The following is a 23,791-nucleotide window of genomic DNA, read 5'->3' on the forward strand; positions in this document are numbered from 1 at the left end:
CAACAGAACGACTGACAATAAGAACAAAAGGTGGTTTGCATGAAAGGGACGAGAAAACAGGGCCGCTCGCGGTCCCTGGCGCTGCTGATATTGAGCGGCCTGTCGGTAGGCCAGACTGGCGCCGCACTGGCGGTGGCCATCGACTTGCCCAACCCGGACTTTCGCCTGCGCTGGGACAACACGGTGCGCTACAACCTGGGCATGCGCATGGAGGGCCAGGACCGACGCATCATGAACACGCCCTCGTATGACGAGTCCGATGGCAAGTTCGACAAGGGCGACATCGTCACCAACCGCGTCGATGTACTCAGCGAAATCGACCTGTCCTACCGCAAGGACTGGGGGCTGCGCCTGAGCGCCGCCGGCTGGTACGACCAGGCGTACCATGACAGCACGGTGCGCAGCCATGTCGCCGGCTACCAGAGCAGTTACGACAACGATCGCTACAGCGCGGAGGTCAAGCGTTACGTCGAGGGCCCGTCGGGAGAAATGCTTGACGCCTTCGTGTGGAAGAACGTGCGCCTGGGTGATGCCACCGTCAACGTCAAGGTGGGCCGCCATACCAACTACTGGGGGGAGGGCCTGTTGTTTGGCGCCCATGCGGTGTCCTACTCGCAAGCGCCGCTCGATGGCGCCAAGGCCGTCACCAGCCCGGGCATCGAAACCAAGGAAGTGTTCCTGCCCATCGGGCAGATCTCCGCCAAGGCACAGGCCACCGACAACCTCACCCTGGCCGCGCAGTACTTCTACGAATGGGATTACACCCGCATGCCGTATGGCGGCACCTATTTTGGTCCGGCTGACCCGTTCTTCGAAGGCCCGGACCGGCTACCGGTTGCGCCGGGGTTTTCCCTCAACCGAGAGAAGTCCAGATACGGTCGTGACTCGGGCAACTGGGGCGTAATGGCCAAGTACGAGGTGGAGGCGATTCAGTCCACTGTCGGTGTCTACTACCGCCAGTTCGATGATTACCAGCCCTGGCTGGCGCCCGCGGTATCCCTGGCCAGTGGCAGCTACCGTCTGGTTTACCCCCGCAACGTCAAGCTGATGGGCCTGAGCTTTTCCCGCGTGTTCGATTCGGTTTCGGTGGGCAGCGAGATTTCCTACCGCAAAGGCGGTGCCCTGAACGCAATAGGGGTGGACCCGACCGACAACGAAGGACCGCGTGGCGACAGCTTTCACTTTGTGGCCAACGCGGTGTACGGCGTGCCGCGCAACTTCATCGCCAACAACGCCACGCTGGTCGGGGAGTTCGCTTATAGCCACCTGCGCAAGGTGACCGGTCACGAAGACCTGTATCTGGGCGAAGGCAACGCCAACTGCGTAGACCCGCGCGTGGGCACGGCCGGCTCGGGGGACAAGCGTGATGGTTGCTCCACCCGCAACTACGCGGCTTTCGCGCTCAACTACACCCCGCAGTACCTGTCGGTGTTCCCGTCCTGGGACATGACGGTGCCGCTCACCGTCAACTACGGCCTGTCGGGTAATGCCGCAACGGCCGGTGGCGGCAACGAAGGAGCACTGACCTGGTCGGTCGGCGTGCAGTTGACCTACGCCCAGCGCTATGAATTCGGCTTGCGCTACGCCGACAGCGACGCGCAGTCGAAGCACATTCCCGGTGACACCGTGGGCGGCAACGGCAGTGTCGGCGGCACGGACCGGGGCTGGTTGGCGTTCACCTTCAAAACCTCCATCTAAGAAAGCCAAGAAGCGGAGTACCTGTTGATGAAACTACAGATGGCACTGGCGGTAACGTTGCTGAGCGTTGCCACATGCAGCCTGGGCGCGGCACCGGCCGATCAGGTCGCCGAGATCGGCAAGACGCTGACGCCTTTCGGCGCGATTATCGCGGGCAATGCCGAGGGCAGCATTCCGCCCTACACCGGTGGCCTGCGCCAGGCACCCCCGGGCTTTTCCCCGGATAGCGGCTTCTGGGCCGACCCGTTCCAGGATGAAAAACCGCTGCTGCGGATCAATTCGAAGAACATGGCGCAGTACGCCGACCGTCTGAGTGGCGGACAAAAGATGCTGTTGGGCAAATACCCGGACTACTACCTGGACATCTACCCCAGTCACCGTACCGCCGCCTACCCGCAGGCCATGCTCGATGCCACCGTGCGCAACGCCAGCACCTGCAACACTACCCAGGACAACCTGGCTGTGGACCCCGCGTGCCGCGGTGGCCTGCCGTTTCCGCTCCCGCAAAATGGCAACGAGGTGATCTGGAACCAGCAACTGCGCTACAAGGGCGCCGGCTATACCACGACGGCTTCGTCCAATAGCTGGGTGGTGGACTCCCAGGGCTCGGTGACCAAGACGGCCGAGTCTGCCACGCTGGAAGAGGCCCCTTACTATCAGGTCACGCAGGCCGACCGGGATCCGCAGTTGTATTACCGGGCCTGGGCGCTGGACAGCTACCCGGCGCGCAGTGCAGGGCAGTTGATTATTCTGGCCGATTACCTTGACCCGCAACGCCAGCCACGTCGTGCGTGGAGCTACACACCGGGCATGCGACGGATCAAGCTGGCGCCGGAGTTCGCCTACGACACCCCGGTACCCAACCAGGGCGGGGTCAACCTGTTCGACGAATTGCAGATGTTTTCCGGCAGCCAGGACCGCTTCGACTACAAGCTGGTCGGGCGCAAGGAAATGTACATCCCGTACAACGCCTACAGGTTCTACTTCAGTTGCGGCCAGCAGGAGCAATTTCTCAAACACCACGCCAACCCTGCGTGCGAACGCTGGGAACTGCACCGGGTGTGGGTGGTGGAGGCGACGCTGAAGCCGGGCAAACGTCACGTGTACAGCAAGCGCACCTATTACCTCGACGAAGACACGTTTGGAGCCGGGCTCTACGACGCGTGGGACCAGGGAGGCACGCTGTACCGGGCATTGTTCCTCAGTGCTGTGCAGCTGTACGACAAGAACCTGCCCTACACCGTGAAGAACGTCAGCTACGACTTCAACAAAGGCATGTGGTCGCTGTTGAACGATGGTCTGAAGGGCGGCTACCGGGTGCACGACACACCGTTATCCGAGCGTGACATGAAGCCCGAGTCCATTGTGGCCCAAGAGACCCAGCGCTGATTCAACCATGCGTCCAGACATTGGCGGCCTGCGAGGGCCGCTTTTTTTTGCCTTGCATACGGCAAAAATTAAATGAACACAAAATCAAAAAATGTTTATATTTGTTGTGATGTCCGAACCTGGCGAGCGGTCCAGTCGATGACCGTTCGGCCTGCTGGCTGATTACAACAAGGAGAAACGCCATGCTGATCGATGTACACGCCCACCTGCTCACCGAGGGCATGCTCAACCGTCACGAATTCTGGGGCCCGTTCATGAAGGTGCAGGGGTTGACCGTCGGTCATTTTTCCCTCGGTACCAAGCAACCGGCCAAGGCCGCCAGCGATGCCGAAGCGCAAGCCAACCTGCTGGCCCGCATGACTCACGCCAGTCGCCGCAAGCTGATGGCCGAGCGGGGCGTCGACAAGCTGGTGGTGTCCACGCCTTCGCATTGCTTCATGTATTGGGCTGGTGATTTCGCCAATGAATATGCGCGTGTCTGCAATGACGAGATGTCGGCATTCTGCCGTGCCGACCCCGACCATTTTGACTTCTGGTGCCATGCCAACCTGGCCGACCCGCACAACGCTGCCAGGGAAATCGAACGCGCGGTCACCCAACTGGGGGCCAAGGGCGTCTGTGTCGGCGGCGCCAACTTCAACGGTCTGCAGGCCTATGACGAGCAACTGTTCCCGGTATGGGAGAAGCTTGTGCAACTCGATGTGCCGATCATGGTGCATGGCTTCAACCAGTCGATTTACTGGGGCGAGAAACACACCGATGACAAGTTCGAAACCACCTCCATCGTGGGTGATTGCGTCGATGAAACGCTGTTCTTCTGGTACCTGATCTGCGGTGGCGCGCTGGATGTGTTTCCAACCCTGAAAACCTACATCACCCACGCCGGTGGCATGGCGATCTTCCAACTTGGCCGGCTCAGTGAGCTCAACCACGCAATGGCGCCTGATACGCGAAACCAGCGGCCACTGCTGGACTACCTGCAGAACTTCTACTTCGACCTCGATGTACACGCACCCGGCTTGCGGCGTGGCGTCGCCGAGGTAGTGGGGGCCGAACGCTTGCTGTATGGCACCAACTTTGGCGGGGCCTATGACCACGGGGATCTGACCGCCGGGCTGGGGCTGTCGGGTGAGGATCGCGAGCGGATTCGCAGCGGAAACGCCATCGAACTGCTCAAGCTCAAGGTGCCGGCCAGCGCTCATGCAGTGACACCATGACCGGCAGCCTGCTCGCCATGAGCGCCGGGCGGCCCTACCCGCAACGCATTGGGCGGTTGCCGCGGCAACTCGGTGAAATCAGCGCGGCCTGGCTCACGCAACTGCTTCAGCCGTGCTACCCCGGTATCGAAGTGCTGGCGCTGGAGGTGGTGGAGGTCCGCAACGGGCACACCACGAAACTGCGCGCCCGTCTCGAGCTGAACGACGTTGGCCGGCAAGCGGGCATACCGTCGCATGTGTGCCTGAAGTCGAACTGGTCCGAGGGTTTCGAGAGCGGCGATATCTGTGAACTGGAGTCGCGCTTCTATCATCTGGCCCGTGTCTGGCCCGATGCGCCATTGCCAGCCACCTATTTCACTGACTGGGACGCCGATGGCGGTGGTCGCGGTGTGGTGCTGATGGAGGACCTGGGGCTGGCAGCCGGGCGATTCGGCCACAGCACCGATCACTTGGGCGTGGATGGTGTCGCCCGAGGTCTGGAGTCGCTGGCCACGCTGCATGCCGCGACCTGGGCCGACCCGCAGTTGCACCGCCAGGGCTGGTTGCCGGTGTCGATGGCCAACCCGGTCGACACTGATGGCCTGCTGCGCATGTACAACTACATCAAGGTCAATCTGCGCAAGGACGACTACCATCAGCGGCTGCCTCGCTGGATGTACGAGACCCCGGAACTGTTCAGCCATGCTTTCGACGAGCTGGCTGCCTTCGAGCGGGCGCAGACCTCACCCATCTGCCTGATTCATGGCGACTCGCATCAGGGCAACAGCTTCCTGCGCGAAGATGGACAGCGCATCTGGCTCGACTGGCAACTGGCGAGACGTGGTCGACCGTGGCGCGATGTGGCGTATTTCATGCTCGGCGCGCTGACGATTGAGGAGCGTCGCGCCGATGCGCAGCGGCTGTTGCGGGTGTACCGCGAGAAGTTGATCAGCCTGGGCGCGATTGGCGTACTCGACCAGGACGCCGCTTGGGAGCAACTGCGGCGTTGGCCGGTGTGGGGCATGCAGACGTGGATGTCGAACATGGATGACTGGGGCCAGGCAGGTCTGCCCATGGTAGAACGCTTCTTTGCCGCCGCCGAAGACTTCGACACCCTTCGCTTGCTGACGCACGGGCGCAAGCCGCGTCGTATCCCTGTGCTGGGCGAGGGTGCGCGTGCGCTGACGCAGGCCTATGCCCACTTGCTGGAGAAATGAGCATGACTACGCTACACACGCTGCACTTGCCTGGCGTGGACAACTTTCGCAGCCTGGCGGGCATGTCCACCCCCTGCGGCCGACGTATCGCAGGCCATAGCCTGTTGCGCTCGGACCAGTTGCATCGGCTGACAGCCGCGAGCTGGCAGGTACTGCAGCGGCTGGGCCTGAAGGCGGTGTGTGACCTGCGCAGTGCGGGCGAGCGCGAGTGTTACCCGAGCGCTTTCCCGGGTGCGGGCCTGCGCCAGTTTCACTTGCCGATCGGTGGCGACCTGCGGGCGGATCCTGGCATCGCCGCGATGCTGGCCGAAAACCCGGCTGTGGAGGGCGCGCAAGGCATGATGCTGGAGGTGTACCGACGCTTGCCCGGTCTGCTGGCGGGGCATATGCCGTTGCTGTTCAGCCTGCTCGCCGGGCGCAAGGCATCGGTGTTGATCCACTGCACCGCCGGCAAGGACCGCACGGGCGTGGCCGTGGCGCTCGTACTGCATGCGCTCGGGGTCGAGCCGGCGCAGATCATGGCGGACTATCTGCGCTCGGCGCGGCGGTTGAGCCAGCTTGATGCACCGCGCCAGGAGGCCATGCACCTGGCGGTGAGCCGTATGGTGGGCCAGTCGGTCCAAGAAGCGGCAATCGATGTGGTGCTGGATGCCCGGCCCGAATACCTGAATGCCGCGTATGCGGTAATAGAGGCCGAATATGGAGGGCTGGAGCGTTATCTGCTGCGCTTCAGCGGTCTGGATCGCGAGGGTCTGCGGGCGCTGCGTGAGCGCCTGCTTGTGGTTTAGGGCCGGGTGCTGACGGGCAGACGCGCGGGTTGCCATTGGGCCAGCGCGATCCCCAGCAGAATCAGGCCGCCGCCTACCGCGTGGTACAGGTGCAATGTCTCCCCGAGCAGACCTATCGCCAGGACCGCAGTAAACAACGGCACCAGGTTCATCAGCACGGCGGTTTTTTCCGCGCCCAGGCGTTGCAGGCCGTGTATCCACAGGCCGGGTGCCAGCGCTGAAGCGAACAGCCCGGCAAACAGGACCAGTGGCAGGCTTTGCGCACTCAGGGTCATCGATGAGGCAAGCAGGAACGGCGGCACCAGCAGCAAGGTGCCGCAGAGTATCTGTACGTAGAGGCTTTCCCAGATGGGCAGGGGGATTTGCCAGCGCTTCACCAACACGCAATACAGGGCGTATGACAGTGATGCCAGCAGCATCAGGCCCTCACCCAGCCCCACTCCGTGTTGCCACAGCGACGACAAATCGCCCGCTGCCAGTAACCACGCCAGCCCGACGAATGAAATAGCGGCACCAACCAGCAGCGGCAGGGTCGGGCGGGTGTTCAGCAGTGGGAACGCTACCAGTACCGTCAGCAAGGGCATGGTCGCCAGAATCAGTCCCATCGAGGTGGCGCTGACCGTATGTGCGGCAAAATAGGCCAGTGACTGGTACAGCGACATGCCAAGCAAGCCCAGCAGCCAGAGCCTGGGCAGGTGTGGCCGTATCGCCCGGCGGATTCTCCAGGCTCTGGGCAGCAGGACGGGCGACAACACCAGCAACGCGGTCAGCCAGCGATAGAAGGAAATGGCCGCGGGGTCGATCACCCCCACTGACAGCCGGTTGACCACCGTGCTGGCGGCCCAGATCAGCGTGGCTAGCACAGGCAACAGCACGTTCATCACGGGGCGCCTCAGTGGCTTTTGGTATTTCGAGCGGCCATGGCGACGGCAAAATCGCGCTTGAGGGTCGGGAAGTAGGCAATCTGTCCGCCCATGCCCCCGGCAATGTCGATCGACGCTGCGCTGATGAAGCTGGCGTATTCGCTGGAAAGGAACAGCACCATTCCCGCGACATCTTCCGGTTTGCCGTAGCGGCCGATCGGCACCACTTTCATGACCATGGCGTCGAACTCTTCCCGGCTGACGCCGGGCCCCATTTCCTTGTAGTGACGGTCCCACTGGCCGGTGTCGATCCAGCCCATGTTCAGGCTGTTGACGAGGATGTTGTCCTTGGCCAGCGACATGCCCAGCGACCGGGAAAGCGCAATGCATGACGCTCGGTTGATCACGGACGGGATGCCATCGGGGGTGGGGACGGTGCCGGCCAGGGCATTGATCTCGATGATTCGTCCCCAGCGCTGTTCACGCATGAATGGCACCACCGCCTGGACAAAGCGGAAATGCCCCATCTGCAACACATTCGCGTGTTCAAGAATGGCCTCCGGCGTAAGGGTTTCGAGGTTGCCACCGCGTCCCTGGCCGGCGTTATTGACCAGAATGTCCACGCCACCCCATGCCTGGACCACTTCGCCGACAAATTGTTGAACACCCTGAGTGTCTGTGACATCCACCGCCCGGGCCAGCACCTCCTGCGCGTTTTCCTGAAGTTGCGATGCCGCTTCACGGACGGCCTCAAGGCTGCGCGCGCAAATCGCCACGCGGGCGCCTTCCAGGGCGAAGGCACGGGCTATCGCAAGGCCTATGCCGCGTGAGGCGCCCGTGACAATGACACGTTTTCCGCTGAGGTCGATGTTCATGCAGGGCGAGCTCCTTGTAGTTTTTATGGGCTGAGCGCAGGTGCAGCGCAGGTGCTTTCTGTGGCTTGTTTACCGGAAAAAGACAGTCAGAGCAAAACATAATTGAACAGTAAGCTTTTTTGTGTGCAGTATTGGTCGTGAGTTTTTCCGTGCCTTTCGAGGCCAAGCGTGAGTAGCAGGCAAAAAAACGCTGATTATTCTGAATAGAGAATTGAAATCTTTATATGGAATTATTTTTTTTTCTCGGTTAATTTGCCTCCAGGCCATGGGAGCGCTTCACCGGTAAACCTGCCGGCAAGACCACCCCAAGACGCTTAGGCAAGCGGCAAGGCAGCGGCGCCTCACAACGCCAGCAACCGTCACTTGACCTCACACAAACGACTGAAAATAAAAATAAAAGGTGGCGTATGAAAGACATGACCAAGTCTGGAAGGCATGTGTTTAGCCGCAGTGCAGTAGCGCTGGCAGTGCTCGGCGGGATGAGTGGAGCCCACGCTATTTCGTTTGACCTGAGCAACCCCGATTACCGCCTGCGTTGGGACAACACCGTGCGCTATAACCTGGGCATGCGTATGGAAGGGCAAGATCACCGGATCATGCGGACCCCGACCTCCGACGAGTCCGACAGCAAGTTCGACAAAGGCGATATCGTTACAAATCGGCTCGATGTGTTGAGCGAAGTGGACTTCTCCTACCTGAACGAGTGGGGCGCACGCCTCAGTGCTGCCGGCTGGTATGACCATGCTTACCGTGACACCAGTGTGCACAGCCAGGTGGGCGGCCAGACCAGCTACGAAAATGGCCACTACAGCGATCAGGTCAAGCGCTATGTCAGGGGGCCATCGGGTGAAATCCTCGATGCATTCGTGTGGAAGAACTTTCAACTGGGCGACACTCCGGTCAACGTGAAGATCGGCCGCCATACCAATTACTGGGGTGAGGGCCTGTTGTTCGGTGCCCACTCCGTTTCCTACTCCCAGGCGCCGAGCGACGGTGTAAAAGCCGCCACCAGCCCAGGTATCGAGACAAAAGAAGTATTTCTGCCCATTGGCCAGGTGTCGGCCAAGGCGCAGGTCACTGACCACCTGTCCATCGCTGGCCAGTATTTCTATGAGTGGGACTACACCCGCATTCCTTACGGCGGCACCTACTTCGGCGCCGCGGACTTCCTGTTCGAAGGGCCGGACCAGATGCCGGCCGGCGCAGGGGCACTCAAACGCAGCTCATCCAGATATGGCCGTGACAGCAATGCCAACTGGGGCGTGATGGCCAAGTACAACCTGGAGGCGATCGAATCGACCTTCGGCTTCTACTACCGCCAGTTCGATGACTACCAGCCGTGGCTCGCGCCGCAGGTCAAAGCCAATCTGGGCGAGTACCGCGTCGTTTACCCACGCGGGGTGAAGCTTGCCGGTGTCAGCTTTGCACGGGTGTTCGACTCTGTGGCCGTGGGTACTGAGTTGTCGTACCGCAAGAACGGCGCATTGAACGCCACCGGCGTCAGCACACTGGATGACGAAGGGCCGCGCGGCGACACCATCCATTTCATCGCAAACGCGGTGTACGGCATGCCGCGCAACTTCATCGCCAACAACGCGACCCTGGTCGGCGAGTTCGCCTACAGCCACCTGGTCAAGGTCACCGAGCATGACGAGCTGTTCAAATACAAGGGCAACAATGCTTGTACAGACGCTCGCACACCCGGCGTGGCCGGCTCCGGCGATGCGTCGGATGGCTGCTCGACGCGTGATTACTATGCGGTGGCGGTGAACTACACGCCGCAGTACCTGAGCATCTTCCCATCGTGGGACATGGACGTGCCGCTGACCGTCAACTACGGCATCCACGGCAACGCTGCAACGGCCGGTGGCGGCAGTGAAGGCGCGATGTCCTGGTCGGCCGGTGTGAAGTTCACCTACCAGCAACAGTACGAATTCGGTCTGCGCTACGCCGATACCCGTGCCCAGCCCAAGAACCTGGCCAATGGCACCGTCGCTGGCAATGGTGGCGTCGGTAACACCGACCGTGGTTGGCTGGCATTCACATTCAAAACCTCCTTCTGAACAAATCCAATAAAAACGGAGACCGCCTGAATGAAACGACAATTAGCCTTGTCCCTCGCACTGTTCGGCATCGCTACCTGCAGCCTGGCTGCGGTCAGCCCTGAAGAGGCCGCGCAGCTTGGTACGACCCTGACCCCCTTCGGCGCGATCAAAGCGGGCAACGCAGAGGGCACCATCCCTGCCTATGACGGCGGGCTTCGCACTGCGCCGGCGGATTTCAAGCCCGACAGCGGGTTCTGGGCCGACCCGTTCCGCAACGAGAAGCCCCTGTTCCGCATCACTGCGCAAAACGTGGCGCAATACGCCGACAAACTCAGTGACGGGCAGAAGGAAATCCTCAAGAAGTACCCGGAGTACTACTTCGATATCTACCCGAGCCATCGCACCACTGCCTATCCCAAAGAGGTGCTGGAGGCCACGGTACGAAATGCGACCAGTTGCAACACCCAGAAAGATGGCCTGGCGGTTGACCCTGCCTGCCGGGGCGGGCTGCCGTTCCCGATTCCGAAGACCGGCAACGAGGTGATCTGGAACCAGCAATTGCGTTACAAGATCGGCCCCGGCTACTCCACCACCAGTTCATCCAACAGTTGGGTGATGGACGCCAATGGCCAGCGCACCAAGGCGGCCGAGCAGGCCACCTTCGAAGAGCAGCCCTACTACCAGCCGACGCAGGCCGATCGTGATCCGATGATGTATGCGCGGGTGTATTCGCTGAACAACTATCCGGCGCGCCGTTCGGGTGAGGTCACCGTGCTCAACGACTACCTGGACCCCGCGACCAAGGCTCGCCGCGCCTTCAGCTACTCGCCCGGCCAGCGTCGCGTGAAGCTTGCGCCCGAGTTCTCCTTCGACACCCCGGTGGCCAGCCAGGGCGGGGTGACGCTGTTCGACGAACTGCAAATGTTCTCGGGTAGCCAGGACCGCTTCGACTACAAGCTGGTGGGCCGCAAGGAGATGTACATCCCCTACAACGCCTACAAGTTCTACTTCGAGTGCAAGCAGGACGACCAATTTCTCAAGCACCATGCCAACCCCGCGTGCGAGCGTTGGGAACTGCACCGCGTATGGGTAGTGGAGGCGACGCTCAAGCCGGGCAAGCGCCACGTCTACAGCAAGCGCACCTACTACCTGGATGAGGACACCTTCGGTATCGGCCTGTATGACGCCTGGGACCAAAGCGGCGCCTTGTATCGCGCCATCTTCCTCAGCGGTGTGCAGCTATACGACAAGGACCTGCCGTACAACGTGAAGAACGTTGTGTACGACTTCAACAAAGGCATGTGGGCGCTGCTCAACGACGGTTTGAAGGGGGGCTACAAGTTCTCCGACACGCCACGTACCGAACGGGACATGAACCCCGAGGCCATCGTCGCGCGTGAGACCCAACGCTGAGTCTGGTGTGCTGGCAGTAACCTGCGCGCCCTGCAAAGCGGCGCGCAGTTGAGAAGGTTGTGCCTGATGCCTGGCAGCGTGCGGTGTGCTGTCGGGTAGCAGGGCGACTCTGGCGTGGTGAGGATAAAAACAATGATTAGCCAAGGCCTTGCAAGACCCCAACCCTGGCGCACGTGTGTGTTGAGCGTGGCGCTGATCCCCTTGTGGCTGGCGATGGCGGGTGCAACCCAGGCGGCGACCGTCGCCAGCGATCCGCTTGACGTGCCGGCGCAGACGCTCGGGCAGCCGCTGGCCGCGCCGTTGATCAGCGTGGTACGTGCCGGCAACACGCTGGTCGGTGTCGGCCTGCACGGCTTGATTCAACGCTCCAGTGACAATGGCAGCAGTTGGCAGCAGGTCCACAGTCCGGTTTCCAGCGACTTCGTCCAGGTGCGTTTCAGTGATGCGCGCAACGGCTGGATCGTCGGCCACGACTCCGTGGTGCTGCATAGCAGCGATGGCGGCGCCACCTGGGCCGTGCAGATGGACGGACGCAAGCTGCTGAGCCTGCTCGGCAGTGTCTACGGCCAACGCGCCGAACAAGGCGACCCCGAGGCTGGTGACCTGGTGCAGGAGGTCAAACGTGCCGCGGGCAGTTCCGCGACTCCCGATGTGCTACCCGCGCCTTTGCTGGACGTACTGTTCGACGCCAGCGGCCGAGGCTTCGCTGTGGGCGCCTTCGGCATGATCCTGCACAGCGAGGACGCTGGCGGCACCTGGCAACCCTGGCTCGAGCGGGCTGACAACCCCCGCCGCATGCACCTGTACGGGCTGGCGGAGCGCAATGGCACGTTCTATATCAGCGGCGAACAGGGCGTACTGCTGCGCCTTGAGCCTGGTCAGCAACGCTTTGAAAAAATCGAGACGCCCTACACCGGCACTTATTTCGGCGTCGCCGCCTTCGAGCAGTTACTGCTGGCCTATGGGCTGCGCGGCAATCTGTTCGCCAGCGTCGACGCCGGCCAGCACTGGCAACGGCTTGAAACCGGCATCGATACCAGCCTGGTCAGTGTCGTGGAGCAAGGTACGGCGCTGGTGGTGGTGAGCCAGGGCGGGCAATTGGTCAGTGTGGATCGCCGCACTCTGGACGTCACCCCACTGGCACAGGCGCGCGTGGGCGAGGTGTATGCCGCCAGCGCGACAGAGCAGGACGGGCGGCTGGTGGTGGCGCGCTTTGCTGGCGCCAAGGTCATCGATATCGCCCGGGCTAACTGACGCCGTCGGCACGATTCCCCAACGAGAAAGAAAACATGGTCGAGCAAAAATTCAACAGCGGGATGCCAGTGATTGCCCATCTGGAGGACTTCGATAAAAACTCCGGCGGCTGGTTTGAGCGGGTGATCTTCCGTAACCGCATGTTGGTCATCGTTGCCTGCCTGCTCGCTACCGTGGTGCTGGGCTTCTTTGCGGCACAGCTTCAGGTGAACGCCAGCTTTGAAAAGATGATTCCCAGCTCCAGTCCCTATATCAAGAATTACCTGGCCTACAAAAACCAGTTGCCGGGGCTGGGCAACAGTGTCCGGGTGGTGGTCGAGAACAAGACCGGCGATATCTATGACGCCGAGTATCTGCTGGCCCTGCAGAAGGTCAATGACACGCTGTACCTGATTCCGGGCGTTGACCGCTCATGGATGAAGTCGCTGTGGATGCCCATCGTGCGCTGGAAGGAAGTCACCGAAGAGGGCATCGATGGCGGGGCAGTGATGCCATCGGACTACGACGGTAGCGAGCAGGCGATCCAGGCCTTGCGCCGCAACATCATGCGCGCTGGCATCACCGGTAGCCTGGTGGCCAACGACAGCAAGTCGAGCATGATCGTGGCACCGCTGCTCGACACCAACCCGCAAACCGGCAAGCCGCTGGACTATGGCGACTTCTCCAGACAGCTTGAAGACAAGATCCGCTCGCTCGAAAGCGACAAGGTCGGCATCCACATCGTTGGTTTCAGCAAGCTGGTAGGCGACCTGATCGACGGCCTGTATTCGGTCATGCTGTTCTTTGGCGCCTCAGTGATGATCGCCGGCCTGTTCGTCTACTTCTATACCCGTTGCCTGCGCAGCACCTTGCTGCTGGTGAGCGTGGCGGTGGCCGGCGTGGTCTGGCTGCTGGGGCTGATGCAATTGCTGGGCTACGACCTGGACCCGTACTCGATCCTGGTGCCGTTCCTGATCTTCGCCATCGGCATCTCCCATGGCACCCAGAAGATGAACGGCATCCTCCAGGACATTGGCCGCGGCACCCACAAGTACGTAGCGGCGCGCTACACGTTCCGCCGCCTGTTTCTCACCGGGCTCACGGCGCTGCTGACCAACATCGTCGGCTTTGCCGTGTTGGTCATCATCGACATCCCGGTGATCCGCGACCTCGCCCTGACCACCAGCATCGGCGTGGCGGTGCTGATCTTCACCAAGTTGCTGTTGATTCCGGTGGCGCTGTCTTACCTGGGCGTGAGCGCCAAGGCCGCGCGCATCGCGATTGCCAAGGACCAGGCCGGTGAGGCCGGGCGAGGCTTTCTCGGGCGGGTCTGGCACGGCCTGGACCGTTTCACCGAGCGCCCGATGGCGACTGCGGTGATTGCCTTGTCAGTGCTGGTGACCGTGCTGGGCAGCGCGGTGATGATGCACCTGAAGGTAGGCGATCTCGACCCCGGTGCGCCCGAGCTGCGCCCGGACTCGAGATACAACCGCGACAATGCCTTCATCACCCGCCATTACGGCCTGTCCAGTGACCAGTTCGTGGTCATCATGAAAACCGACGAAGACAGTTGCCGGCTTTATCCGGCCCTGCAAAGCATGGACAAGCTGGCCTGGCGTCTGAACCAGACCCCCGGTGTGCAAACCACCCAGTCACTGGCCGAAACCGTGCGCATGATCAGCTCGGGCATGGCCGAGGGCAGCCCGAAATGGCTCAGCATCAGCCGCGACCAGGCCATCACCAACTCGGCGGTGGACGCGGCAATGATCTCGGCGCCCGGCATCACCAACCAGCAGTGCTCGGTGACGCCGATGATCGCCTACCTCGCGGATCACAAGGCAGACACCCTGAGCCGAGTGCTGAAGGTGTCGGAAGCGTTCGCCAGGGAGAACAACACCGTACCCGGCGCTGAACACCCGGTTGAGTTCCTGTTGGCGGCAGGCAACGCCGGCATCGAGGCCGCGACCAACATCGAGGTCGAGAAAGGCATCATCACCATGTACCTGGCGGTGTACGGCGCGACAGCGCTGCTGTGCCTGCTGACGTTCCGTAGCTGGCGGGCGACGGTTGTGGCGCTTATCCCGCTGCTGATGACCACGATTATCTGCAAGGCACTGATGGTGTGGCTGGGCATCGGCCTGAAGGTGGCGACGCTACCGGTCATTGCGGTCGGTGTCGGCGTCGGCGTCGATTACGCGCTGTACCTGCTCAGCGTGCAGTTGGCGGTGCAGGAGCGCGGGGCCAGCCTGGCGGTCGCCTACCGTCGCTCGCTTGACTTCACCGGTCGCGTGGTCGCGCTGGTCGGCCTGACCATGGCGGCCGGGGTGATCACCTGGGCCTGGTCGCCGATCAAATTCCAGGCCGACATGGGCATCCTGCTGACCTTCATGTTCCTGTGGAACATGCTCGGGGCGCTGGTGCTGATCCCGGCCCTTTCGCATTACCTGCTCAACCCCAAACGCAACGCCAAGGCCGGGGCCACCCTCGACCTCGACGACGCGCGCTCGCGGCAACGCCCCGACAAGCCAACGAGCGCGGCCAAACGACATGCATTGCCCGGGTCCGCCGTGCGCGGCGTGCCCGCTGACTGAAAAGGCCGGATACAGGCCTCGCCAACCCTTTCGAGGAGAGAGACATGTTCGAATTATTGATGAGTGCCGACATGATGGTTCCGGACCCGGACGCCATGACGGAAATGCTGGTCGACAAGCTCGGTATCTACAAGCACGAACGCTGGCGCCAGGCGTTCGACAATCACCCGTACATTGCGCACTTCCTGCGTGTACACAAGTCCCTGGCCGTGTCGCCCACGCGCATCGAGCCGCAGTGGCACCTGGATCGCCCCAATCCTGGGGACCCGCTGTTCCATGACTTCCTGGAGAGCTTGAAAGACTTCCAGGGCCACCACCGCCCGATGCTCACCCACTCCATCGTGCTCGCCCTGCATGGCGACAAGTTCGACGCGCTGGTGGACAAGCTGATGCGCCGTCGCCTGCCGTTTCGCATGGCGCAGCGCACCCCGGAAATGCCCTTTGATCGGCTGTGGCTGGGTGCGACCCCCGAGAAGCCCTATTACCAACCGTCGGTGGACGGCGGCCTGTGCATCGAGATCATGCCGACCGAGCCGTTGCAGATGCCGTCCGAAACCTACCAGTTGCCGCCGGTTCAGCCACGCGACCTCAAGCCCGGCGACATGGTGCGTGTGACCGCACGCGGCTTCCTGGTGCGCGACCTGGATGAAACCCTGCGCAAGGTTTCCACCAACCTGGACTGGGAGCCGAGCGGGCCGGTGGAGCATATCCGTGGCGAAGGCTACCGCCGCGCACGCATGGGTTTCAGTGTGCCCAACAGCGCCACCCTGGATGTGCTGGAGGCCACCTACTGGAACACCGACGCCGGCCACTACGTCAACAACTGGGGACCTGGCCCTTATTACATCCGTATCGGCGTCAATGACCTTGCCGCCAAGGCCGACGACCTGCGTGCCCGTGGCACCCGCTTCGAGTGGATCGAGTCGTCCGAGGCGGTGGGCGGCCGTGCGTTGATCAAAGTCGACCCGCGGGAGCTCAACGGTCAGGTGTTCGAGTTCGAGGAGTGCCCTGCATGACCACAACGCCGAGCGAGCAGGTGATCAACGAGGCCGTACGCGTCGAGTGCGACGCCCGGGTCGGTTGGGTGGTGCTGACACGGCCAAACCAGATCAACGCTATCAATGACGCGATTCGCCTGGGTGTGCCACAGGCATTGGCATTGCTGCAGCAAGACCCCGAGATTCGCGTGATCGTGATCCGTGGTGAAGGTGAGCGGGGTTTCTGCGCCGGTGCCGATATCAAGGAACGCCGCGGCCCCGAATCCAGCCTGCAAGTACGCCAGCGCATGGAAAAGGTGCGCTGGATCGAAGCCCTGGACGGCGTTGCCAAGCCCGTGATCGCGGCCATCCATGGTTACTGCATGGGCGGTGGGTTGGAACTGGCGCTGGCCTGTGACATTCGTTTTGCGGCGCCCAATGCGGTTTTCGCGCTACCGGAAACCGGCCTGGGGCTGATTCCCGGTGGCGGCGGCACGCAACGGTTGTCTCGCGTGGTCGCGCCGGGCCAGGCGCTGGATATGCTGCTCTCCGGCGACCGCATGAATGCAGAGCAGGCGCAGCGTATCGGTCTGGTCAGCCGGGTGGCCACTGACACCCTCAGCTTGCTGGAGGAGGTGACCGCCTTTGCCCGGCGCATCGCTGGCAAGCCGCCCACCGCATCGGCTTTCGTCAAGCAGGCGGCCCGCGCGGCGCTGGAGCTGGACCTCAAGAGTGGCCTGAACCTGGAGCTCGACCTGTTTGCGTTGCTGGCGCCTACCCACGACGCACGAGAGGCCGCCCAGGCCTTCAGTGAACGACGTGAGCCGCGTTTCACGGGCGAGTGAAGAGCCCTTTACAACAACAAGGAAATCAACATGAGTACAGGCAAGCTGGCAGGGCGGGTGGCCATTATCACGGGCGCCGGTGGCGGGTTGGGGGCAGAGTGCGCCCGTGTGCTGGCCTCCCACGGTGCGAGCATCGCAGTGGTCGATATCAATCTCGACGGGGCCATGGCCGTCGCCGAATCACTGCTCGGCGAGGGGCATCAGGCGCTGGCGATTCGTACCGATGTTTCGTCGGAGGGCGAAGTCCAGGCGATGGTTGCCCAGGTGAAGCAGCGGTTTGGCCGTATCGACGTACTGCACAACAACGCGGCGATTCTCAATGCAGAGCAGCGCCAGTTGGATCGCGACTTCGTCAACCTCGACATGGCGGCCTGGGATCGCGCCATCGCCGTCAACCTGCGCGGCGCGGTGCTGTGCACCAAGCACGTGATTCCGGCCATGCTGGAGCTGGGCAAGGGCTCGATCATTTTCGCGACCTCCGGGCTTGGTATGCAGGGCGACATGTCCCTGACCGGTTACGCCACCTCCAAGGCCGGCCTGATGATGCTGCCGCGCATGGTGGCCTCGCAGTACGGTAAGCAGGGGATTCGCGGCAACGCCGTACAGATCGGCCTGGCGCCCTCCGAGCACGCCATGCCGCCAGCGCTGCTGGATATTCTGCGGGACAACCACTGCACTGCCGAACTCGGCACTCCGCGCCAGATTGCCGATGTGGTGGCGTTCCTGGCCAGCGATGAATCGTCCTTCGTCACCGGCAGCACCCTGGTGGCCGATGGTGGCTTCAGTACCCACACCCCCTCATTGGTGGCCATGCGTTCGCTGTTTGCGCAAATGGGCCGCACTGGCATGTAACGCGGCTGGCGACGCGTGCCTGCGTCGCCCCGGCTGACCTTCGACATGGAAGCATGTGATGAACCAGAAGCAACCCGCAGTAAACACTGATTTTGATGTGATCGTGGTTGGCGGCGGTACCAATGGCCTGTCTGCTGGCTGCTACCTGGGCATGGAGGGCAAGAAGGTGCTGGTGCTCGAGGCCCTGGACAAGGTGGGGGGCATGGCCTCCTCGGGCTACCTGATACCCGAAGCGCCGCAGCATCTGGTGCACCCTTGCGCACTGGACATGATGTCTATGCGCGTGCACGCCCACGTGCCGGCGGAGCTTGGCCTGGAGCAATATGGCTTCAAGTCGGTGGAACTGGCGCCGGGTTATGTGTACCTGCACCCGGACGGCCAGTCGCTGATCTTCTGGCGCGACCGCGAGCGCACCGCCGACGAGATTCGCCGTTTCAGCGCGCGGGACGCCGATGCATTTCTCGAATTCATGAAGGTCATCGACCTGTTCCTGGACATTGCGCTGCCGATGATGCGGGTCGATCCGGCCAAGGCCAACCTTGGGGTAAAACTCCGGATGGTGGGCACGGCGATCAAGCATAAGGCCCTCAAGCCCGAACTGATGGCGCTGATGACCGGCTCGGCATTGCAGGCGGCGCGCGAGCGTTTCGAGCACCCGATCACCCGTTCGGCGATGTGCGCGCTGACTGGCCTCGCGGGCGACATCACCGCCGACGGCGGGGGGATCTACTACGCATTGCTGGGGTTCCTCCACCGGTTCGGCGTTGGGCGGGTGATGGGCGGCATGCAGCAGTTGAGCAATGCCATGCAGGCCCGCCTGGAAGCGTTGGGCGGCCAGGTGCTGGTGTCGGCCAGCGTCAGTGAAATCGTGGCCAGGGATGGCCAGGTAAAAGGCGTGAAACTGGCCGACGGCCGCACGTTCTCCGCCCGCGCCGTGATTGCCGGCTGCCACCCCAGGCCGGCGCTGGAGATGGTCACTTCTGGCCAGATCCCCAAGCACTTGCTGACGCGTATCGCCATGGCCCCGGCCAATGCCAAGGGCTCGGGCCCATTGAAAGTGGATGTCGCGCTGCGTGGGCAGATTTCGCTGCCGCGGTTCGAGGCGATGCGCGGCGACGGTGTCGATTTGCGCAATACGTGCCTGATGATCGGCACTGAAGAGGCCGTGCTGGAAAACTTTGCCGCCTGCGCACGTGGCGAGGTGCCCACGTTGCCGTATATCACCGTCGCCGTACCGAGTGCCGCCGACCCTTCACAGGCACCTGCTGGCCAGGACGTGCTGTACATCTATCCGCCGGTGATGCCGGTCAACCCGAACCAAGGCTGGGATGCGCTGCGTGAGCAGGTGGCCGATCAGGTGATCGAGCAACTCTTCGCCTATGTCGATGGCATTGAGGGGCAGATCATCGGCCGCCGCATCGAAGCCGCGCCCGACTTCACCGCGCGCCTGAATACGGTGAACGGTTGCGTGGTGCACATCGACACCACGTCGATGCGCTCCAGCACCATGCGCCCAGCGCACGGTCTGGGCGGCGACACGCTACCGGTGGCAGGGCTGTACCTCGGCAGCGCGGGTATTCATCCCGGCGGCGGGGTCAATGGCATGGCTGGTCGGTTGGCGGCCAGGCGGGTGAGTCGCTACCTGCAGAAAACACGTCGCTGAAACGCAACCTGCCCGCAGGGGCCGCAGGAAGGTGAAGCCGGCCGCCGTCAAACGCTGCCGGTTTTGTTTTCTGCGCCCAATGAAAGGCTTGCAATGACGAAGTCGGCCGAGTACTGGCGCCAGGTGATCATGCCTTCGGCGGAGTCGGTATCGAGGCCAGCGAGCGTCGACATCGAATAGCGGTTGGTGAACCAGCCCGTGGTCACCAGCGAGGCACAGGCCAGCAGCAGGCGCGGGTTGATGTCTGCGCGAAAATCCCCGCTGGCGGCGCCCCTGCGCAGGATGGCGTCAAGCTTTGCAATCAGCGCCGGCGCCATTTCCTGGAAATGATTACGAGGTGTTTCGTGGGCGTCGTGATAGCGGATGCCTTCAAGTGCGAGGCTGCCCAGGAAGGGATCGAGCCGGTACTGGTCGAAGAAGTGGTTGAGCACGGCACGCAACGCCGCAGGTGGTGGCAGTTGCTCGACTTCCAGGTTCACCAACTCGGACATGATGTGGCTGGACGACTCGTCCAGCACCGCCACGAACAGGCCTTCCTTGGAGCCGTAATAGTGGTAGACGAGCTGTTTGGTGACGCCAGCCTCCCTGGCGATTTCTTCCACGCGTGCCCCGGCCAGGCCTTTTTTCGCGAACTCCACACGTGCAGCCGCGAGCAGGCGTTTCATCGTGCTGCGTTTACCTTGCTCGGCCCCGTCTGCTGCTTTGACTACCACCCTGGACTCCTTGTTATTCACACCTTGAAGCATTTAGCCGGCTGCCTTCGTTTGACCCCGAGTCAAACGAATCGGGGTACCCGCCAAAAGACATGCGCATACCATAGGTTGGCAGGCGAGACATCCTACGTAAAGCGCGGAAATACCGGCGCGCGGGCAAGAATAAAAACAACACTGGAGATCCTGATGAGTAAGGAAAGTGCAGCACTGGACCTGGCAACTGCCTACAACGCCGTGTCGGAAATGTATCGCGGCACCGATCTGGACATACATGCGGTATGCCGTGAGCAACGGCTGAAATCCCCCATTTACGAGGGCGATTTCATCACTCAGTTCGGGGTGCCGACCAATGCTGGCACTCAGCAGGGCACACGCCCAACCTATGCGTTGTTCAAGTACCAGGATGTGATGACGGTGCTTCGCGACGGCGCTACCTACACCAGCGGGTTTATCGCTGAAGGCCTGGGCGCGTTCTTCGACGGCCTGATCATCCTGGCCATGGACGGTGACGAGCACCGTAAAGTGCGCGCCCTGCTGCAACCGGCGTTCATGCCTGAAACCGTCAACAAGTGGCGCCCACAGATCGACCAGGTGATCCGCGAGGAATATATCCTCCCAATGTTGCCAGCGAAAAAGGCCGATCTGATGAAGTTCGGTCTCGAACTGCCGATTCGCGTCATGTACGCGCTGATGGGGTTCCCTTCCGATGACCCGTCCAAATACAAGCAGTACGCAGCCTGGGCGTTGGCCATCGTGGGGGGCAATCAGATTGACCCGGACAAGATGGTCGAGGCGCGCCGCCAGGCCGGGATCGCGGTCAAGGGGTTGTACGACGCGCTGGCTGAAGTGGTGGTGCAGCGCCGGCAAGAGGGCAGCCAGGGCGATGACGTCGTGGGCCGCCTGCTGCGCGCCGAGTACGAGGGGCGCACGCTTAACGACCATGAGGTCATCACCTTCACCCGCTCGTTGCTGCCGGCGGCCGGCGAAACCACCACGCGCATGTTCGGTTCGGTAATGACCTTGCTGCTGACTACGCCAGGTCTGCTGGAGCGGGTCAAGGCTGACCGCAGCCTGATCGCCAGACTGATGGACGAAACCACACGTTTTGAGCCGGTGGCGACATTCAAGGTTCGCGAAACGGCCAAGGAAGTCGAGTTCCATGGCGTGAAGATCCCCAAGGGGTCGTTCGTGCAGTGCATGGTGGTATCGGCCAACCGTGACGAAGACGCCTTCGAAAACCCGGATGTGTTCGACATCGATCGCAAGCCCAAGCCTTCCTTCGGTTTCGGCTTTGGCCCGCACATGTGCATCGGCCAGTTTGTTGCCAAGGTCGAGATCAGTTGCGCGGTCAACGCCATCCTCGACCTGTTCCCCAACCTGCGCCTGGATCCGAGCCAACCGCTACCGGTGATCAGCGGTGCGCAACTGCGCGGCGTATCCCGGTTGCCGGTGATCTGGGACTGATCCAGCGCCAAAAACAGCATTCAGCTTCACGGCCTTACAAAAACAACAGAGGGCATCATGAGAACGTTCAAGACCATTCCAGAGCGTGGCGATTTCGGCTTCCAGCAATTGGTGGGCCCGCACAAGGTAAGCGGCGCCTCGATGTCGGCCGAGCGTGGCTTTTTCGGCCTGCACCTGAGCAAGAGTTCGCCCTTCGGCTCGGTGCGCGATGAGCAAGGCAACATCTATTCCTTCGTTCGCTCGCTGATGGCCCCTAACGGCACGCCGAACCCGACCAAGTTCTTCTACCTGAACAACCATGTCGACAAGGTCAACCTGCGCATGGACCACGAAAAAATGGCCAGGCAGGCGCTGACACCCATGCCCGTGCACAGCCTCGACGGTGATACCGCGCGTTGGGCCAGCCAGCCGGGGGAGCCGGGTAATGCCTGGGAAATCACCGCCAGCAGCGAACGCCTGACCTGGAAGGAGGACGGCCTGTTCGATATCGAGGGACGCCTGCTCGGGCCGGGTTTGCAGTGGTACTTGCCGGGTGTGGAGTGGGGCACGTTCTATGTTTCGCAATTGTGGGACGTGGCGGGCGTGTGCGAGGGCCGGCCCGTCAAGGGTGCTCTGGCGCTGGACCAGTTCTACATGGCCGAAGGCGGCGCCATCCACTTCAAGAAAGACCTGGTGGTGAACAACAACAAGCATGTCATCTGGTGGTCGTTCGTCACCGTGTACAAGGACGGCACTTGGGATACCGGCTCGTTCATGGTCGGCCACGACCACCTCGGTTATGCCTTCTTCAACAATGAAAAGGGCGAAGTACGGGTCACTACCGACATCGAAGGCCAGACCGAGCACAAGGACGGCAGCTATTTCCTGAAGTCCGCCCGCATCGTGCTGGAAGGCAAGGAAGAGTGGGAGTTCCTGCCGGACGAGCGGGGCGAGATGATCGACTTTGTCGGCGGCTTCCCGATCACCGCCCAGCAGGAAGGGCGCTGGCGTCGGGTGGGCGATATCCGCGAGCCATCGCACTGGCTCGGCTGGGGCGAATCGGACCGGCGCAACGGTTCGGCGCGTAATGTGCCGGGCAAGGATCTGTAAGGCGGCACTGTGCGCCTGCCCCAGCGGGCAGGCGCATGCCTCAGAGCAAAATCCTCTACCAATAACAACAATGGGAAACCGCGATGAAGTTTCGCGACAAAGTGGTACTGGTAACCGGTGCGGGCCGTGGCATGGGCCGGGCGATCGCCCTGGCTTATGCGCGCGAAGGGGCGCGGGTGGTGGTCTCGGCACGGACGGCGCGCTACGGTGAAGACACCGTCGAGCAGATTCGTGCACTGGGTGCCGAAGCCAGCCTGGTGGGTGGCGACATCGCCGACCGCGAGGCGATCAGGTCGATGGTCGAGGGCGGTGTAGCCCAGTTCGGCGGCCTGGACATCGTGGTGCACTGCGCCGCCGATACTCGCCACGGGCTGATCGCCGAGATGCCGGATGACGCGTTCGATCACATCGTGCGCAGCAATATCCAGTCGCTGTTCTGGTTGGCCAAGGACAGCGCGCCCTACCTGTCCAAGGCGCCCGACAAGGGGCGGCTGATTTTCATCTCCTCAGGTGAGGCCAACCGCAAATACACCCCGCGGCTGATCGCCTACGGCTCCAGCAAAGCCTTCATGAATGCCTTCGCCCGCGGGCTGGCGGTGGAATTCGGCGCCATGAACATTCTGGTCAACGTGGTCGAGCCCGGCCTTATCGGCACTGACCACATGCTGGAAACCCTGGGGCAGGAACTGCCGCACAAGCTCGCGGCGCACTTCCCGGTCGGGCGTCTGGGCGAGTCTGCCGACATTGCCAATGCGGTGCTCTTCCTGACGTCCAACGAGGCGTCCTACATCACTGGCACCTCATTGCTGGTGGACGGTGGCGCCACCATGGTCGCGCTGCCCAAGGTCGAAGAAATCCTCAAAGGCCAGTAACCAGCCGC

At 62.2% G+C, this 23,791-nt stretch carries 19 protein-coding genes; 16 read left to right on the plus strand and 3 right to left on the minus strand.

All coding sequences use genetic code 11. The features are described 5' to 3' along the window. The first annotated feature begins 39 nt into the window (after positions 1–39). From CKW37_RS15110 to CKW37_RS15130, 5 genes are all read left to right on the plus strand, one after another. Positions 40–1,698 carry a DUF1302 domain-containing protein gene (locus CKW37_RS15110; protein ID WP_095156510.1) on the plus strand — a complete coding sequence of 553 codons (1,659 nt, stop codon included), beginning with the start codon at positions 40–42 and terminating at the stop codon, positions 1,696–1,698. 27 nt (positions 1,699–1,725) lie between these two features. Continuing rightward, positions 1,726–3,087 carry a DUF1329 domain-containing protein gene (locus CKW37_RS15115; RefSeq protein ID WP_095156511.1) on the plus strand — a complete coding sequence of 454 codons (1,362 nt, stop codon included), beginning with the start codon at positions 1,726–1,728 and terminating at the stop codon, positions 3,085–3,087. Between the two features lie 182 nt (positions 3,088–3,269). Further along, on the plus strand, positions 3,270–4,304 hold the full coding sequence (locus CKW37_RS15120; protein WP_095156512.1) for an amidohydrolase family protein: 1,035 nt from the start codon (positions 3,270–3,272) through the stop codon (positions 4,302–4,304). Next, positions 4,301–5,500, plus strand: a complete 1,200-nt coding sequence (locus CKW37_RS15125) for a phosphotransferase (RefSeq protein WP_095156513.1) — start codon at positions 4,301–4,303, stop codon at positions 5,498–5,500. The genes CKW37_RS15120 and CKW37_RS15125 overlap by 4 nt, the downstream gene beginning before the upstream one ends. A gap of 2 nt (positions 5,501–5,502) precedes the next feature. Continuing rightward, the gene (locus CKW37_RS15130; RefSeq protein WP_095156514.1) at positions 5,503–6,288 is read left to right on the plus strand and encodes a tyrosine-protein phosphatase; all 786 of its coding nucleotides are present in this window, start codon (positions 5,503–5,505) and stop codon (positions 6,286–6,288) included. Here the strand turns inward: CKW37_RS15130 and CKW37_RS15135 are convergent. After that, positions 6,285–7,169, minus strand: coding sequence for a DMT family transporter (locus CKW37_RS15135; RefSeq protein WP_095156515.1), 885 nt, complete (start codon positions 7,167–7,169; stop codon positions 6,285–6,287). The genes CKW37_RS15130 and CKW37_RS15135 overlap by 4 nt on opposite strands. A gap of 11 nt (positions 7,170–7,180) precedes the next feature. Further along, positions 7,181–8,026, minus strand: coding sequence for an SDR family oxidoreductase (locus CKW37_RS15140; protein WP_095156516.1), 846 nt, complete (start codon positions 8,024–8,026; stop codon positions 7,181–7,183). Positions 8,027–8,433: 407 nt separating this feature from the next. On the opposite strand from CKW37_RS15140, the gene CKW37_RS15145 reads away from it, so the two are divergent. The 8 genes from CKW37_RS15145 (at position 8,434) to CKW37_RS15180 (ending at position 19,645) form a co-directional block, all read left to right on the plus strand. Then, the gene (locus CKW37_RS15145) at positions 8,434–10,089 is read left to right on the plus strand and encodes a DUF1302 domain-containing protein (RefSeq protein ID WP_095156517.1); all 1,656 of its coding nucleotides are present in this window, start codon (positions 8,434–8,436) and stop codon (positions 10,087–10,089) included. 30 nt (positions 10,090–10,119) lie between these two features. After that, positions 10,120–11,484 (plus strand): DUF1329 domain-containing protein, encoded by a 1,365-nt coding sequence (locus tag CKW37_RS15150; RefSeq protein ID WP_095156518.1) that lies wholly within the window; start codon positions 10,120–10,122, stop codon positions 11,482–11,484. A 132-nt stretch (positions 11,485–11,616) separates the two neighbouring features. Continuing rightward, the gene (locus CKW37_RS15155) at positions 11,617–12,738 is read left to right on the plus strand and encodes a YCF48-related protein (protein ID WP_095156519.1); all 1,122 of its coding nucleotides are present in this window, start codon (positions 11,617–11,619) and stop codon (positions 12,736–12,738) included. Between the two features lie 35 nt (positions 12,739–12,773). Beyond that, complete coding sequence (locus CKW37_RS15160) at positions 12,774–15,308, plus strand: RND family transporter (RefSeq protein ID WP_095156520.1); 2,535 nt, start codon at positions 12,774–12,776, stop codon at positions 15,306–15,308. A 44-nt stretch (positions 15,309–15,352) separates the two neighbouring features. Beyond that, positions 15,353–16,324: a lactoylglutathione lyase gene (locus tag CKW37_RS15165; protein ID WP_095156521.1), complete on the plus strand. Its 972-nt coding sequence runs from the start codon at positions 15,353–15,355 to the stop codon at positions 16,322–16,324. After that, positions 16,321–17,130: an enoyl-CoA hydratase/isomerase family protein gene (locus CKW37_RS15170; protein ID WP_095156522.1), complete on the plus strand. Its 810-nt coding sequence runs from the start codon at positions 16,321–16,323 to the stop codon at positions 17,128–17,130. Before CKW37_RS15165 ends, CKW37_RS15170 begins: the two co-directional genes overlap by 4 nt. A 30-nt stretch (positions 17,131–17,160) precedes the next feature. Further along, complete coding sequence (locus tag CKW37_RS15175; protein ID WP_095156523.1) at positions 17,161–17,982, plus strand: SDR family NAD(P)-dependent oxidoreductase; 822 nt, start codon at positions 17,161–17,163, stop codon at positions 17,980–17,982. Between the two features lie 58 nt (positions 17,983–18,040). After that, complete coding sequence (locus CKW37_RS15180; RefSeq protein ID WP_095156524.1) at positions 18,041–19,645, plus strand: NAD(P)/FAD-dependent oxidoreductase; 1,605 nt, start codon at positions 18,041–18,043, stop codon at positions 19,643–19,645. A gap of 47 nt (positions 19,646–19,692) precedes the next feature. Here the strand turns inward: CKW37_RS15180 and CKW37_RS15185 are convergent, their stop codons facing one another. After that, positions 19,693–20,358, minus strand: a complete 666-nt coding sequence (locus CKW37_RS15185) for a TetR/AcrR family transcriptional regulator (RefSeq protein ID WP_095156525.1) — start codon at positions 20,356–20,358, stop codon at positions 19,693–19,695. A 186-nt stretch (positions 20,359–20,544) separates the two neighbouring features. On the opposite strand from CKW37_RS15185, the gene CKW37_RS15190 reads away from it, so the two are divergent. From CKW37_RS15190 to CKW37_RS15200, 3 genes are all read left to right on the plus strand, one after another. Further along, positions 20,545–21,822 carry a cytochrome P450 gene (locus tag CKW37_RS15190; protein ID WP_177454426.1) on the plus strand — a complete coding sequence of 426 codons (1,278 nt, stop codon included), beginning with the start codon at positions 20,545–20,547 and terminating at the stop codon, positions 21,820–21,822. Positions 21,823–21,879: 57 nt separating this feature from the next. Continuing rightward, positions 21,880–22,911 (plus strand): hypothetical protein, encoded by a 1,032-nt coding sequence (locus CKW37_RS15195; RefSeq protein WP_095156526.1) that lies wholly within the window; start codon positions 21,880–21,882, stop codon positions 22,909–22,911. 83 nt (positions 22,912–22,994) lie between these two features. Next, entirely contained in the window at positions 22,995–23,783 is a 789-nt protein-coding gene (locus tag CKW37_RS15200) for an SDR family NAD(P)-dependent oxidoreductase (protein ID WP_095156527.1), read from the plus strand. The last annotated feature ends 8 nt before the right edge of the window (positions 23,784–23,791 follow it).

The sequence above is a fragment of the Pseudomonas sp. Irchel 3E13 genome, from assembly GCF_900187455.1.
Lineage (GTDB): Bacteria > Pseudomonadota > Gammaproteobacteria > Pseudomonadales > Pseudomonadaceae > Aquipseudomonas.